We start from the raw sequence: 13,459 nt of genomic DNA on the forward strand, positions 1-13,459 counted from the left end.
ATGTCCGACATCTACGCCCTGTTCCGCCACAGCCTCGCGGGGCTGCGGGTGCTCGTCGCGGCCACGCTGCTCGTCGGGGTCGCCTACCCGCTCGCTGTGTACGGCGTGGCCGCGGTGGCGGCGCCGTGGCAGGCCCACGGGTCGTTGGTCACCGCCACCGGCGCGCACACCACCGACGCCTCCGAGGCCGTCGGGTCGGTCGTCCTCGGGCAGCTCGTCGAGGGCGACCTGGCCGGCGACCTGTTCCGGCCGCGACCCTCCGCCGCCGGCGACGGCTACGACCCGCTGAGCACGTCCGGCTCGAACCTCGGACCCGAGAGCCCCGAGCTGGTCGCCGCGATCCGGCAGCGCCGGGCCGAGGTCGCCGCGCGCGAGGGGGTCGAGCCCGCCCAGGTGCCGCCGGACGCCGTCACCGCGTCCGCCTCGGGTCTCGACCCGGACATCTCACCGGCGTACGCCGAGCTCCAGGTCCCACGGGTCGCCCGCGCCACCGGGCTGGCCGAGGAGCAGGTGCGCCGGCTGGTCGCCGAGCACACCTCGGACCGGACCTGGGGCGTCCTCGGCGAGCCGCGGGTCGACGTCCTCGAGCTGAACCTCGCGGTGCTGGCAGGATCGTGAGCATGGACGAGGCTCGCCGAGGGCGGCTCACGGTCTACCTCGGCGCCGCCCCCGGCGTCGGCAAGACCTACGCCATGCTCAGCGAGGCCCGGCGGCGCTTCGAGCGCGGCACGGACGTCGTGGTCGGCTACGTCGAGACCCACGGCCGCTCCCACACCGCAGCGATGGTCGAGGGGCTCGAGGTCGTCCCACGCCGGGAGATCCCCTACCGCGGCACGACGTTCACCGAGATGGACACCGAGGCGGTGATCGCCCGCCGGCCCGCGGTGGTCTGCATCGACGAGCTCGCCCACACCAACGTCCCCGGCAGCCGGCACGAGAAGCGCGCCGAGGACGTCGAGCAGATCCGGGCGGCCGGCATCGACGTCATCACCACGGTCAACATCCAGCACCTGGAGTCGCTCAACGACGCGGTCGCCGGGATCACCGGGGTGCGCCAGCGCGAGACCGTGCCGGACGACGTGGTCCGCACCGCCGACCAGATCCAGCTCGTCGACATGTCGCCCGACGCGCTGCGCCGCCGGATGGCGCACGGCAACATCTACCGAGCCGAGCAGATCGACGCCTCGCTCACGTCGTACTTCCGGGTCGGCAACCTGACCGCGCTCCGCGAGCTGGCGCTGCTCTGGCTCGCCGACCGGGTCGACGACGCGCTCGACGACTACCGGCGCGCCCACCGGATCGAGGCCCCGTGGCCCGCCAAGGAGAGGATCGTCGTGGCGGTCACGGGCGGCCCCGAGACCGAGACGCTGCTGCGGCGCGGGGCCCGGCTCGCCCAGCGCGCGGCGGGCTCGGACCTCCTGGCCGTGCACGTGATCGCCAGCGACGGGCTCGCGAACCCGGACGAGAACCGCATCGCCCACGCCCAACGGCTGGTCGCCTCGCTCGGCGGCACGTTCCACTCCGTGGTCGGTGAGGACGTCCCTGCGGCGGTCGTCGAGTTCGCGAGCGGGGCCAACGCCACGATGATCATCGTCGGGGTGTCCCGGCACGGCCGCGTGCGCCGGCTGTTCAGCGGCACCACCGGCGACCGGATCGCGTCCCTGGCCGGCGCCATCGACGTCCACCTGGTCACCCACGGCGAGGTCGCGCATGTCTCGCGGCGGCGCCCCCACCGCTCGCCCCTGAGCCGCGAGCGGCAGATCGCCGGCGTGCTGTCCTCGGTGTCGCTGCCGCTGCTGCTGACGGTCGCGCTGCACACGTTCAACGACCCCAACCAGCTGCCGCTGGACGTCCTGCTCTTCCTCGCGCTCACCGTGCTGGTGGCTCTCGTCGGCGGCCTGCTGCCGGCCCTGATCGCCGCGCTCGAGGGCTTCGTGCTGATGAACTGGTTCTTCACCCCGCCGTTCCACCGGCTCACGATCTCCGAGCTGACCGACCTGGTGGCGCTGCTCGTGTTCGTCGCCGTGGCGGTGGGTGTCGCCACGGTCGTCGACCGGGCGTCGCGCCGGGCGGCCGACGCCGTACTCGCCCGGGCCGAGGCGGCCACGATGAGCTCCCTGTCGCGGTCGGTGCTGACCGGCCAGGACACCGCCGACGCGATCGTCGCCCGGCTGCGGGAGACCTTCGGCCAGAGCTCGGCCTCCCTGCTGGTCCGCACTCCGGCCGGCTGGTCGGTCCTCGCCTCCAGCGGCACCTCGCCCGCCTGCGCACCCGACGAGGGCGACACCCGGGTCCAGGTCGACGACGACCACGTGATCGTGCTGTGCGGGGCGCCGCTGCGCGCCTCCGACCAGCGCGTCCTCGAGGGCTTCGCGGTGCAGACGGGCCTGGTCCTGGAGTACCGCCGGCTCCGGGAGCGCGAGGAGCGGGCCGCCGCGCTCGAGCGGGCCGAGTCGACGAGCACCGCGATCCTGCGCGCGGTCTCGCACGACCTGCGCACGCCGCTCGCCACCATGCGCACCGCGGTCGACGGCCTGGTGTCGGGGTCGCTGGACTCCGCCGACCGGACCGAGCTCGTCGCCGCCGTCGACTCCTCCACGGACCAGCTCGAGCGGCTCATCGACAACCTGCTCGACCTGTCGCGGATCCGGTCCGGCCTGCTGCACCCGGTGCTCGTGGAGCGGAGCCTCGAGGAGGTGCTGCCGCTGGCCGTCGCCGGCCAGCCCGGCGGGGCGGTCTCCCTCGAGGTCGACGAGTCGGCACCCCTCGTGCTCACCGACGCCGGGCTGCTGGAGCGGGTGGTCGCCAACCTGGTCACCAACGCGGTCCGCGCCTCGGCCGGGATCCCGGTCCGCGTGCTCGCCCACGTGCTGCCCGCATCGGTCGAGATCCTCGTGGTCGACCGCGGCCCCGGCGTGCCACCGGCGCTGCGGGAGCGGATGTTCGACCCGTTCCAGCGGCTCGACGACACCAGCCCGGGCGGCCTGGGCCTCGGCCTCGCCGTGGCCCGCGGTCTCACCGAGGCCCTGGGCGGCGAGCTGAGCGCCGAGGACACGCCGGGCGGCGGACTGACCATGGTCGTCTCGATCCCCCGGGCTCCCGGGGAGGACCGGCCATGAGCCCCGCCCCGGCGAAGGTCCTCGTGGTCGACGACGAGCCCGCCCTGGCCCGCGCGCTCGCGATCAACCTCCGTGCCCACGGGTGGGAGGTGGTCACCGCTGCCGACGGTCGCTCCGCCCTGGACGCCGCCGCGACCGAGCACCCCGACGTCGTCGTGCTCGACCTCGGCCTGCCGGACATGGACGGCACCGAGGTGATCGCCGGGCTGCGCGGCTGGACCAGCGTGCCGATCGTCGTCCTCTCCGCGCGGCAGCACGGCGAGGACAAGGTCGAGGCGCTCGACCTGGGCGCGGACGACTACGTCACCAAGCCGTTCGCGATGAACGAGCTGATGGCGCGGCTGCGCGCGGCGGTACGCCGCAGCCAGGACGCCTCGCCCGCGCCGTCCGCCGTCGAGGTCGGCGACCTGGTGATCGACCTGGCGCGGAAGCGCGTGTCCCGCGGCGGGACCGACGTCCGGCTGACCCCCACCGAGTGGGCGTTCCTCGAGCTGCTCGCCCGCAACGTCGGCAGGCTCGTGCCCCGCGCCCAGATCCTCCGGGAGGTGTGGGGGCCGGCGTACGAGCACGAGTCGCACTACCTGCGGGTGTACGCCGCCCAGCTGCGCCGCAAGCTCGAGCACGACCCGGCCCGGCCGCGGCACCTCGTCACCTCCCCCGGCCTGGGCTACACGCTCGAGCCCTGAACGGGCCCCGGGCGCCCGTCGTGGTCAGCCGCGGGGACGGGCGTGCTCGATCGCCTCGAGCTCCTCGGGCGAGAGCTGCTGGTCCGAGCGCCACTCGTGGACGCTCTTGGCGTAGGTGCGCGCCTCGCTGCGCCCGTGGATCGAGGTGAGCACGACCCCGTCGCCGCCGTCGTCGAGCAGCGCGAGCGTCCAGGACAGGTGGCCGCCCATGTCGCCGAACGCGTCGTACCGCACCACCGCGAGGTGCCGCAGCGCGTCGCCCGCCTCGGCCCGCAGGGCGGCGACCTCCTGGCGCAGGCCGTGCACGTCCTCGGGCACCGAGTCGATCCCCGCCCCGGAGCGCGGGCCGCCGGCCCGGCGTCCGGCGAGCAGGGCGACGAGCAGGGCCGCGACCGCGACGACCAGGGCGAGCACCGCGAGGATCTCCACGCGCCGAGCCTAGGTCGACGTGGCGCGGACACCCGGCCGGATCGCCGGTGCGCCCGTGGGACGATGATCGCCGTGACCCGACGCATCGCCTACCAGGGGGAACCCGGCGCCAACTCCCACCAGGTGTGCAAGCAGCACTACCCCGACTGGGAGACCGTGCCGTGCGCGTCGTTCGAGGACGTGTTCGCCGCCGTCGAGGCAGGCCCCGGGGTCGAGCCGAGCGCCGAGCTGGCGATGATCCCGATCGACAACTCGATCGCCGGGCGGGTCTCGGACATCCACCACTTCCTCCCCGGCTCGGGGCTGCACATCATCGGCGAGCACTTCCTGCGGATCCGCTTCCACCTGCTGGGCGTCCCGGGCTCCTCGCTGGACACGATCACCACCGTGCACAGCCACGTGCACGCCCTCGGGCAGTGCCGCAAGGTGATCCGCGAGCACGGCCTCAAGCCGGTGATCTCCGGCGACACGGCCGGTGCCGCGCGGGAGGTCGCCGAGCTCGGCGACCCGACCCAGGCCGCGATCTCCCCGCCGCTGGCCGCGGAGATCTACGGCCTCGACGTGCTCGCCGAGGACGTCGAGGACGAGGACCACAACACCACCCGCTTCGTGGTGCTCTCCCGCGACCTGGTGCAGGCGCCCCCGGGCAACGGCCCGGTGGTGACCAGCTTCATCTTCAACGTCCGCAACCTCCCCGCCGCCCTCTACAAGGCGCTGGGTGGGTTCGCGACCAACGGCGTCAACATGACCAAGCTCGAGAGCTACATGGTCGGCGGGGAGTTCACCGCGACCCAGTTCCTCGCCGAGGTCGACGGGCACCCGGACGACATCGGGCTGAAGCGCGCGCTCGAGGAGCTCGCGTTCTTCACCACCGACGTGAAGATCCTCGGCGTCTACCCCGCCGACCCCTTCCGCGCCGCGGTCAGCTCGCCATCAGGTTGAACATGGCGCCCTGCGGGTCGGCGAGCACCGCCATCCGGCCCACGCCCGGCACGTCGAACGCGGGCGCGACGACCGAGCCGCCGAGCTCGGTGGCCCGCGCGATCGTGTCGTCGACCGAGTCGACGTTGAAGTAGACGTTCCAGTGCGCCGGGACACCGTCCATCGGCGGCAGCATCGCGCCCCCGACCTGGCGCCCGTCGACGACGAGGCAGGTGTAGGCGGGCCCGTCGCCCATCGGCTGGTCCTCCCACCCGACGCCGAGCACGTCGCTGTAGAACCGGGTCGCGGCCGCCACGTCGGGGGTGACGACCTCGTTCCAGATCGGGGTGCCGGGCTCGTTGGCGCGCTCGGTGCCGATGCTCGTGCCGGCCTGCCAGAGGCTGACGACGGCTCCGGTCGGGTCCTTCACGACCGACATCCGGCCGAGGCCCATCACGTCGAACGGCTCGGCCTCGACGGTGCCGCCCGCCCCGGCGACCTTGGCGGTCACGGCGTCGACGTCGTCGACGGCGAGGTAGACGCCCCAGTGGGCGCCGTGGTCCTCCGTGCCCGGCATCGGGCCGGAGATGCCGGCGACGGCGTCCCCGCTCACCGCTGCCGTGACGTAGTAGCCCGCGTCCCCCATCGGGACGTCCTCGAGATCCCAGCCGAACAGCGCGCCGTAGAACTCCTTGGCGGCGGCCTGGTCGGTCGTGGTCAGCTCGACGTAGCTGGGTGTGCCCTGGAGGTAGGACTCGATCTTGGTCATGTCTCGCTCCCTTGTGCGGTGGATCGACCCCACCCGACAGACAACACCCGGCCGCCGACACCTGACAACGCCCGGGCGATGCCCTGCGGGTGAACGAGTAGGTTCGCCCCGTGGACCAGCCCGACCCCCGCACCGCCGACCTCGGCTTCGCGCGCGTGGACCTCGACCGCGCCGCGCGCACCGGCGACCCCGAGGTCGTCTACGGGGCGGGCAAGACGCCCGACGAGGTCGTGGCGATCCTGCGCACCCTGCACGAGAAGCACCCCGAGCGGGCGGTGCTCGCGACCCGGGTCGCCCCCGACGCCCTCGCGGCCGTGTCCGAGACGCTGCCCGCCGCCACCGTGGACCACGTCGCCCGGGCGGTGACGCTCGGCCCGCTGCCGCAGGCGCGCGGCACCGTCGCGATCGTCAGCGCCGGCACCTCCGACGCACCGGTCGCCGCCGAGGCCGCGCTGACCGTGCGGGTGCACGGCGCCGAGGTCGACCGGATCGCCGACGTCGGGGTGGCCGGGCTGCACCGGCTCCTCGGCGTGCGCGACCGCCTGGCCGCCGCCGACTGCCTCGTGGTCGTGGCCGGCATGGAGGGCGCGCTGCCCTCCGTGGTCGGCGGGCTCACCGGCGTACCGATCGTGGCCGTCCCGACCAGCGTCGGGTACGGCGCCTCCCTCGGCGGGGTCGCGGCGCTGCTCGCGATGCTCAACTCCTGCGCCCCGGGTGTCACGGTCGTCAACATCGACAACGGGTACGGCGCGGGCGTGCACGCCGCCCGCGTGGCCCGGCAGTCGGTGCCCCGATGACCGGCGGCCCCCGCCAGATCTGGGTCGACGCCTCCGCCGGTGCGAGCGGCGACATGCTGCTGGGGGCGCTGGTGGGCGCGGGCGTCCCGCTCGAGGCGCTGCAGTCGGCCGTGGACTCCGTCGCTCCCGAGCCGGTGACGCTGCGGGTCGAGGAGGTGCGCCGGGGCGGGCTGGCCGCCACCCGGGTGCACGTCGAGATGGCCGAGTCCCACCACCACCGCACCTGGCGCGACGTGCGGGAGCTGCTCGACGCCCAGCCGCTCGCGCGGCGCGTCTTCGAGCGGCTCGCGGTCGCGGAGGGCACGGTCCACGGGGTGCCCGCCGACGACGTGCACTTCCACGAGGTCGGCGCGCTGGACGCGATCGCCGACGTGGTCGGCGCCTGCGCCGGCTTCGCGCACCTCGGCGCCACCTCGGTGACCGTGTCGCCGGTCGCCGTCGGCTCCGGCACCGTGCAGACCGCGCACGGCACCCTGCCGGTGCCACCCCCGGCCGTGGCCGAGCTGCTGCGCGGGGTCCCGACGTACGCCGGCGCGGTGCCGATGGAGCTGTGCACGCCGACCGGAGCCGCGCTGCTGACCACGCTCGCGACGGCGTACGGACCGCAGCCCGCGATGACCGTGGACACCATCGGGGTCGGCGCCGGCGGCCGCGACCCCGAGGGCCACGCCAACGTGCTGCGGCTGTTCGTCGGCGAGCCCGCGACCGCCACCGGTGGGCCGGTCCTCTTGGAGTGCAACGTCGACGACCTCGACCCCCGGGTGTGGCCGGCGGTGATCGCGGCGCTGCTCGAGGCCGGCGCCGCGGACGCGTGGCTGACCCCGATCCTGATGAAGAAGGGCCGGCCCGCGCACACGCTCAGCGCGCTCGTCGACACCGAGCGCGCGACCGCCGTACGTGCCGCGATCTTCCGGCAGACCTCGACGATCGGGCTGCGGGAGCAGCCGGTGACCAAGCACGCGCTCGACCGGGAGTTCGTCGCGGTCGAGGTCGGGGGCCGGCAGGTGGCCGTCAAGGTCGCCCGGCACGACGGCGTCGTGGTCAACGCGCAGCCGGAGTACGACGACGTGGCCCGCGCCGCCGCCGAGCTGGGCCGCCCGGTGGCCGACGTGCTGGCCGAGGCCACCGCGCTCGCGAGGCGGTTCCGGTAGTGGATCCGGCTATCGTCGGACTGACGTTCCTCGCGATCTTCGTGGTCGAGCTGCCGGACAAGACGTTCCTCGCGACGCTGGTGCTGGCCACCCGCTACCGGCCGATCCTGGTGTGGATCGGCGTCGGCTCCGCGTTCGCCGTCCAGACGACGGTGGCCGTGCTGCTGGGCCACGCGGCGTCGTTCCTGCCGCACGACGTGGTGCGGGCGGCCGCCGGGCTGATGTTCCTCGCCGGCGCGGTGATCCTGATCCGTGAGGGCCGGGGTCACCAGCAGGCGGCGCAGGACGAGGCGCTCGTGACCCGCGACGTGCACGGCCTGCGGGCGGTGGTCGCGAGCTTCCTGGTGCTGTTCGCCGCCGAGTGGGGCGACCTCTCGCAACTGCTGACGATCTCGATGGTCGCCAAGTACGAGCAGCCGTTCTCGGTGTTCGCCGGCGCGCTGGGCGCGCTGCTGGTGGTCAGCGGCCTGGCGGTGCTGGCCGGCCGGCAGCTGCAGCGGTTCGTCAAGCTGCACGTGCTGCACTACATCGGCGCGGCGGTGTGCCTGGCGCTGGCAGGCTTCACGGCGTACGAGCTCGTGAGCTGAGGCCGGCTCGCGGGGCACCGCCTAGAGTCTCCGCATGGCTTCTCCCCACGGCGCCGACAGCGAGGTCGGCCGGCTGCAGACCGTCCTGCTCCACCGGCCCGGCAACGAGCTCAAGAGGCTCACCCCGCGCAACAACGACCGGCTGCTGTTCGACGGCATCCCGTGGGTCAGCCGGGCGCAGGAGGAGCACGACGCGTTCGCCGCCGCGCTGCGCTCGCGGGACGTCGAGGTGCTCTACCTCACCGACCTGCTCACCGAGACCCTCGCCAGCGAGATCGCGCGCAACCACGCGATCACCACCGCGCTCGCCGGACTGCACCTGGGCGACACGATGCGCGGCTACCTGGCCCGGTTCCTGCACGACGCCTCGCCCGCGGAGCTCACCGGCTACCTCACCGCCGGGATCCGCAACGACGAGGTGCGCGGCGGCTTCGGGCTGGTCACCTCGCTGCTGGCCAGCGACGACTTCCTCATCGACCCGCTGCCCAACCTGCTGTTCACCCGCGACTCCTCGGTGTGGGTGCGCGACCGGGTGGCCGTGACGTCGCTCGCGATGCCGGCCCGGGCCCGCGAGACCCAGCTCACCGAGCTGATCTACACCGAGCACCCGCGCTTCCGGGGCACCCGCAAGATCCACGGCTGGCACCACGAGCACGTGGAGGGCGGCGACGTGCTGCTGCTCGCCCCCGGCGTGATCGCGGTGGGCGTCGGCGAGCGGACCACACCGGCCGGCGTGGAACGGTTCGCCCGCCAGGTCTTCCACGCGGACCTCGCGCACACGGTGCTCGCCGTACCGATCACGCAGGAGCGCGCCACCATGCACCTCGACACGGTGTGCACGATGGTCGACGTCGACAAGATCGTGATGTACCCGAACGTCGCCGACTCGCTGCAGGCGTACGCCGTCACCCTCACCGACCGCACCGACGACGACCGCGACCTGGTGCTGCACGTCGCCGGCGCCGAGCCGTTCCTGGTCGCGGCGGCGAAGGCCATGGGCATCGACACCCTGCACCAGATCGACACCGGCCTCGACCCGGTCACCGCCGAGCGGGAGCAGTGGGACGACGGCAACAACACCCTCGCGCTCGCCCCCCGGGTGGCCGTCGCCTACGAGCGCAACGACGAGACCAACGCCCGCCTGGAGGACGCCGGCATCGAGGTGGTTCGGATCGCCGGCTCCGAGCTCGGCTCCGGTCGCGGCGGCCCGCGGTGCATGTCCTGCCCGGTCGCCCGCGAGCCGCTCACCGTCGGCTGACCCCTGCGCCCCCCGCCCGCGGTCGGTCGGAACACTTGTCGTTTGGTCACCAACCACAGCATTTCCGGTCACGCGGCTGCCGTCTGTGACCACTGGATCGGTCCAGGAACCCACACCGGCATCGCCTGCGGCCGCCCCGCCGGTCGCGTGCAGCCGGTGACCATTCGGCGGTGCGTTCGGTAGATGAGAGCGCGGATGTCTGTCGTTTGGTCACCAACCGCGGGATCTCCGACCGCGAGGTGACAAACCCCCACCCGGCAGAACGTTTACAGCAGACCCAGGCTCCGGAAGGATCCGTCCTGGGGAGGACCAACCGCGAGAGGCGACACATGGCTCAGTCGTTCTACGACGCGTTCGCGCCCGACGAGATCGCGCGCATCGCTGCCGCAGGCACCCGCGTCCACCTGCCCCAGGGCTGGTCCCCGATCTGGGAGCACACCCCGGCGGACAAGGCGTACCTCATCCTCGACGGCACCGTCTCGGTGCGTCACCACGGCCAGGAGATCGCCCAGCTCGGCGCCGGCGACATCGTCGGCGAGGCCGCGATCGTCAACCACTCCCTGCGGACGGCGTCGATCGTCGCACTCACGCCGCTGGAGCTGATCCACTTCACCGACGACGCGGTGCGCCGGCTCTGCGACGAGATGCCGTCGTTCAAGGCGGCGCTCGAGGCCGTGGCGCTGGAACGGTTCGGTCCGCGCTGATCGCGCACCCCCCTCCCAGCCAGAACGACCTCGCGGGCGCCCAGGAGACCGTCGAGGCGCTGCTCCTCGGGTCGCTGCCGCATCTGACCCGCGGCGAGGTGGCCGAGCGGGCGGGCGTGCCGATCGAGGTGGCCGAGCAGCTGTGGCGGCTGCTCGGCTTCGCCCGCACCGAGGCCGACGACCTCGCGTTCACCGAGGCCGATGTCGACGCGCTGCGGCTGACCCGAGAGCTGATGGAGCTCGGTGTCATCGGCCCCGACTCGCAGGCCGCGCTGGTGCGCACCTGGGGCCGCAGCTATGCCCGGCTCGCGGAGTGGCAGACGTCGCTGCTCGCCGACATCGCGGTCGAGGACGCCGACCCGGCCCACCGGCTGACCCAGCTGGCGCAGGACGTGCTCCCGCGGGTCGAGTCGCTGCAGAGCTACGTCTGGCGCCGCCACCTGGCCAGCGCCACGAGCCGGGCCCTGGCCGTCGAGTCCGCGACCACGCCGGTGAGCACGATGGCGGTCTGCTTCGTCGACATCGTGGGCTACACCTCGCGGAGCAAGAGCCTCGACGAGGCCGAGCTGGTCGCCTGGCTGGAGCACTTCGAGGACGCCGCGACCGGGCTCGTGGTCGACCGCGGCGGCCGGATCATCAAGACCATCGGCGACGAGGTGCTGTTCGTCACCGACCGGGCCGAGGACGCCGCCGAGGCCGCACTCGAGCTGACGGCCCGCGGCGCGGACGACGGCGACCCCTTCCCCGCCGTACGCGCCGGCATCGCGTACGGCGAGGTGGTGAGCCGGCTCGGCGACGTGTTCGGCCCCACGGTCAACGTGGCGGCCCGGCTCACCTCCGTGGCCCGGCCCGGCGCGGTGCTCGTCGACCAGGGCTGCTTCGAGGAGCTGTCCGGCCGGACCGCGGACGACGCCCCGGACGACCCGGGGGACACAGGGGACACAGGGGGCACAGGGGACGCAGGGGCGGCGTACTCCCTGCGGCGCACCCGGCGGGTGTCGGTGAAGGGCTACTCGAAGCTGCAGCCCTGGGTGCTGCGCCGCGCCGATCGCTGAGGTCCGAGGATGGGGCCATGCCCACCCTGCTGCTGGCCACGTTCGAACTCGTCCCCGACGGCGAGGCCGGGGGCGACCTGCTCGTCGAGGCGTTCGCGCGCCGCGGCGTCCAGGCGTCCTGGGCGGTGTGGACCGACCCCGCCGTCGACTGGGCCGCGGCGGACACGGTCGTGGTGCGCTCGACCTGGGACTACCAGCGGCGGCTGCCGGCGTTCCTGCGGTGGATCGAGCGGGTGTCGGCCGCGACCCGGCTGGTCAACGATGCGGCGACGCTGCGGTGGAACGCCGACAAGCGCTACCTGCTCGACCTCGCCGCCGACCTCCCGATCGTGCCCACGCGCTCGGTCGGGGCCGACGAGCTCGTGCCCGGCCTCCGCGACGGCCTCGCCGAGCACGGGACGATCGTCGTCAAGCCCCGCGTCGGCGCGTCCGGCGTCGGCGTCGTGGTCGCGGAGGCCACCGACGACCTGCGGCTCGCGGGCCTGACCACCGGTCCGTGGGTCGTGCAGCCCCTCGTCGAGTCGATCCGCACCGAGGGCGAGCTCTCGGTCTACGTGTTCGGCGGCCGGGCCGTCTCCCAGCTGCGGAAGACGGCGCCCCCGGCCGACATCCGGGTGCAGGAGGAGCACGGCGGCGCGACGGCGGCGGTGCCGCTCGACGAGGACGCGGCGGCGCTCGCCGAGCGCGCCGTGGCTGTCGCGACGGATCGGCTCGGGCAGCGCCCGGCGTACGCCCGCGTCGACCTGCTGCGCTGGGACGGCCGGCTCGTGGTCAGCGAGCTCGAGCTGATCGAGCCGGGCCTCTACCTCGACCTGGTGCCGGAGAACGCGGAGGCGTTCGCGGCGCACGTACTCGCCTGATCCGGGGCGGCCCGGACAGCGAAAGGCCCGGCCGTTGTCGACGGGGGACACGACAACGACCGGGCATCCGCGAATCTACGTGGCGACGGGAGGGTCACACAACTCCCACACGCCGATCCGTCACATCGACGTCCGGAGCGCCGAGGTTTTACCCACGACGACCTACCGGATCGTGACCTGGCGGTTGGCCAGGCCCGAGCGGGCGGCCCGCTCCTCGGTCGTGAGGTCGGCGGTCTCGGCAAGGGCGGCGGCGAGGTCGGCGGCGAACCGCTCGGCGGGCTCCTCGAGCGGCTCGCGGCCGGTGCCGAGCGGGAGGTCCCACACCGGCGTCAGCAGGCCGTGGGCACGGAACATGCCGACGAACCGCGAGCCCTCGACGAGCACGTCCTTGCCCTGCGCGTGCAGCCGCGCGAGCGCGTCGAGCAGCTGGTCCTCCGGCTCCGGCATCACCCAGCGCAGGTGCTCCTTGGTGCCGACGTCGGTCCAGTACGCCGCCTCGACGGTCGTCAGCCGCGCGGTCGGCATCGCCGAGGAGTTCGCCTGCTCGAGGGCGGCGGCCATCGAGGCGCGCTCGCTCTCCTCGACGTCGCCGATCCAGAAGTCGAACCCGTCGTGGACGGTGACGGCCAGCCGATCGCCCGTGACCAGGTCCTGCAGCCGCGGCCCCTCGCCGGGCGGGTCGGTCAGCCCGACGATCCCGGCGTCGGCGGTCAGCGCCTTGCTGAGCACCGCGCCGAGGTCGCGCGCGGGGTCGCCGAAGTTGTGCTGGACCTGCAGCCCGAGCCAGATCTCGCCGCTGTCGCGCACCATCGCGGGCGCCGCCATCGGCAGCAGCGTGCACAGCTGCACCACCCGGTCGGGGTCGTCGCTCAGCGTGAGCGGCGCGGTCGCGGCCGGCACCAGCTCGCGCATCGCGACGACGTCGCACTCCGACGGCAGCCCCTCGAACGGTCGGCCGACGTACGGCGCGGGCGCCCCGTCGGCCGAGCCGTGGCAGGCCTTGTAGCGCCGGCCCGACCCGCACGGGCAGGGCTGTCGCGGGCCGACCTCCCCGGGGCTCGGCTGCTGGTCTCGGGCCTTGGTGCGGGACTTCTTCGCCATGCCGGTGACCCTATGGCACGGC

Annotated in this window: 14 protein-coding genes; 11 read left to right on the forward strand and 3 right to left on the reverse strand. The window is 73.9% G+C overall.

The window, feature by feature from the left end; genetic code table 11:
• Genes kdpC through QQZ14_RS03675 form a run of 3 tightly spaced genes read left to right on the forward strand, consistent with a single transcriptional unit; the run spans nucleotide 1 to nucleotide 3,805 of the window.
• Entirely contained in the window at nucleotides 1-618 is a 618-nt protein-coding gene (kdpC, locus tag QQZ14_RS03665) for a K(+)-transporting ATPase subunit C (RefSeq protein ID WP_284532831.1), read from the forward strand.
• 2 nt (nucleotides 619-620) lie between these two features.
• Nucleotides 621-3,119: an ATP-binding protein gene (locus QQZ14_RS03670; RefSeq protein WP_284532832.1), complete on the forward strand. Its 2,499-nt coding sequence runs from the start codon at nucleotides 621-623 to the stop codon at nucleotides 3,117-3,119.
• The gene (locus QQZ14_RS03675) at nucleotides 3,116-3,805 is read left to right on the forward strand and encodes a response regulator (protein ID WP_284532833.1); all 690 of its coding nucleotides are present in this window, start codon (nucleotides 3,116-3,118) and stop codon (nucleotides 3,803-3,805) included. Before QQZ14_RS03670 ends, QQZ14_RS03675 begins: the two co-directional genes overlap by 4 nt.
• 24 nt (nucleotides 3,806-3,829) lie before the next feature.
• Here the strand turns inward: QQZ14_RS03675 and QQZ14_RS03680 are convergent, their stop codons facing one another.
• Entirely contained in the window at nucleotides 3,830-4,234 is a 405-nt protein-coding gene (locus tag QQZ14_RS03680) for a DUF4446 family protein (protein WP_284532834.1), read from the reverse strand.
• Between the two features lie 72 nt (nucleotides 4,235-4,306).
• Between QQZ14_RS03680 and QQZ14_RS03685 the strand changes: the two genes are divergently transcribed.
• Nucleotides 4,307-5,176, forward strand: coding sequence for a prephenate dehydratase (locus QQZ14_RS03685; protein ID WP_446740467.1), 870 nt, complete (start codon nucleotides 4,307-4,309; stop codon nucleotides 5,174-5,176).
• Here QQZ14_RS03685 and QQZ14_RS03690 read toward each other — a convergent pair.
• Nucleotides 5,157-5,924 carry a VOC family protein gene (locus QQZ14_RS03690; RefSeq protein ID WP_284532836.1) on the reverse strand — a complete coding sequence of 256 codons (768 nt, stop codon included), beginning with the start codon at nucleotides 5,922-5,924 and terminating at the stop codon, nucleotides 5,157-5,159. The genes QQZ14_RS03685 and QQZ14_RS03690 overlap by 20 nt on opposite strands.
• Nucleotides 5,925-6,034: 110 nt before the next feature.
• On the opposite strand from QQZ14_RS03690, the gene larB reads away from it, so the two are divergent.
• From larB to QQZ14_RS03725, 7 genes are all read left to right on the forward strand, one after another.
• On the forward strand, nucleotides 6,035-6,721 hold the full coding sequence (gene larB, locus QQZ14_RS03695; RefSeq protein WP_284532837.1) for a nickel pincer cofactor biosynthesis protein LarB: 687 nt from the start codon (nucleotides 6,035-6,037) through the stop codon (nucleotides 6,719-6,721).
• On the forward strand, nucleotides 6,718-7,872 hold the full coding sequence (gene larC / locus QQZ14_RS03700) for a nickel pincer cofactor biosynthesis protein LarC (protein WP_284532838.1): 1,155 nt from the start codon (nucleotides 6,718-6,720) through the stop codon (nucleotides 7,870-7,872). Before larB ends, larC begins: the two co-directional genes overlap by 4 nt.
• Complete coding sequence (locus QQZ14_RS03705; protein ID WP_284532839.1) at nucleotides 7,872-8,459, forward strand: TMEM165/GDT1 family protein; 588 nt, start codon at nucleotides 7,872-7,874, stop codon at nucleotides 8,457-8,459. Before larC ends, QQZ14_RS03705 begins: the two co-directional genes overlap by 1 nt.
• A gap of 34 nt (nucleotides 8,460-8,493) precedes the next feature.
• Nucleotides 8,494-9,717, forward strand: coding sequence for an arginine deiminase (locus tag QQZ14_RS03710; protein WP_284532840.1), 1,224 nt, complete (start codon nucleotides 8,494-8,496; stop codon nucleotides 9,715-9,717).
• Between the two features lie 329 nt (nucleotides 9,718-10,046).
• Nucleotides 10,047-10,421 carry a Crp/Fnr family transcriptional regulator gene (locus tag QQZ14_RS03715; protein ID WP_284532841.1) on the forward strand — a complete coding sequence of 125 codons (375 nt, stop codon included), beginning with the start codon at nucleotides 10,047-10,049 and terminating at the stop codon, nucleotides 10,419-10,421.
• A gap of 116 nt (nucleotides 10,422-10,537) precedes the next feature.
• Complete coding sequence (locus QQZ14_RS03720) at nucleotides 10,538-11,476, forward strand: adenylate/guanylate cyclase domain-containing protein (protein WP_342395215.1); 939 nt, start codon at nucleotides 10,538-10,540, stop codon at nucleotides 11,474-11,476.
• Between the two features lie 17 nt (nucleotides 11,477-11,493).
• Nucleotides 11,494-12,336: an ATP-grasp domain-containing protein gene (locus tag QQZ14_RS03725; protein WP_284532843.1), complete on the forward strand. Its 843-nt coding sequence runs from the start codon at nucleotides 11,494-11,496 to the stop codon at nucleotides 12,334-12,336.
• A 162-nt stretch (nucleotides 12,337-12,498) separates the two neighbouring features.
• On the opposite strand, the gene QQZ14_RS03730 is transcribed toward QQZ14_RS03725, so the two are convergent.
• Complete coding sequence (locus QQZ14_RS03730) at nucleotides 12,499-13,437, reverse strand: DUF5926 family protein (protein WP_284532844.1); 939 nt, start codon at nucleotides 13,435-13,437, stop codon at nucleotides 12,499-12,501.
• Nucleotides 13,438-13,459 lie beyond the last annotated feature (22 nt).

This window comes from Nocardioides sp. T2.26MG-1 (genome assembly GCF_950101795.1).
Lineage (GTDB): Bacteria > Actinomycetota > Actinomycetes > Propionibacteriales > Nocardioidaceae > Nocardioides.

Excerpts from the sequence above, each read along its gene's own strand:
- QQZ14_RS03675 (WP_284532833.1), top strand. The coding sequence starts at position 3,116 with ATGAGCCCCGCCCCGGCGAAGGTCCTCGTGGTCGACGACGAGCCCGCC.
- QQZ14_RS03725 (WP_284532843.1), top strand. The coding sequence starts at position 11,494 with ATGCCCACCCTGCTGCTGGCCACGTTCGAACTCGTCCCCGACGGCGAG.
- QQZ14_RS03710 (WP_284532840.1), top strand. The coding sequence starts at position 8,494 with ATGGCTTCTCCCCACGGCGCCGACAGCGAGGTCGGCCGGCTGCAGACC.
- larC (WP_284532838.1), top strand. The coding sequence starts at position 6,718 with ATGACCGGCGGCCCCCGCCAGATCTGGGTCGACGCCTCCGCCGGTGCG.
- QQZ14_RS03690 (WP_284532836.1), bottom strand. The coding sequence starts at position 5,924 with ATGACCAAGATCGAGTCCTACCTCCAGGGCACACCCAGCTACGTCGAG.
- QQZ14_RS03715 (WP_284532841.1), top strand. The coding sequence starts at position 10,047 with ATGGCTCAGTCGTTCTACGACGCGTTCGCGCCCGACGAGATCGCGCGC.
- QQZ14_RS03670 (WP_284532832.1), top strand. The coding sequence starts at position 621 with ATGGACGAGGCTCGCCGAGGGCGGCTCACGGTCTACCTCGGCGCCGCC.
- kdpC (WP_284532831.1), top strand. The coding sequence starts at position 1 with ATGTCCGACATCTACGCCCTGTTCCGCCACAGCCTCGCGGGGCTGCGG.
- QQZ14_RS03730 (WP_284532844.1), bottom strand. The coding sequence starts at position 13,437 with ATGGCGAAGAAGTCCCGCACCAAGGCCCGAGACCAGCAGCCGAGCCCC.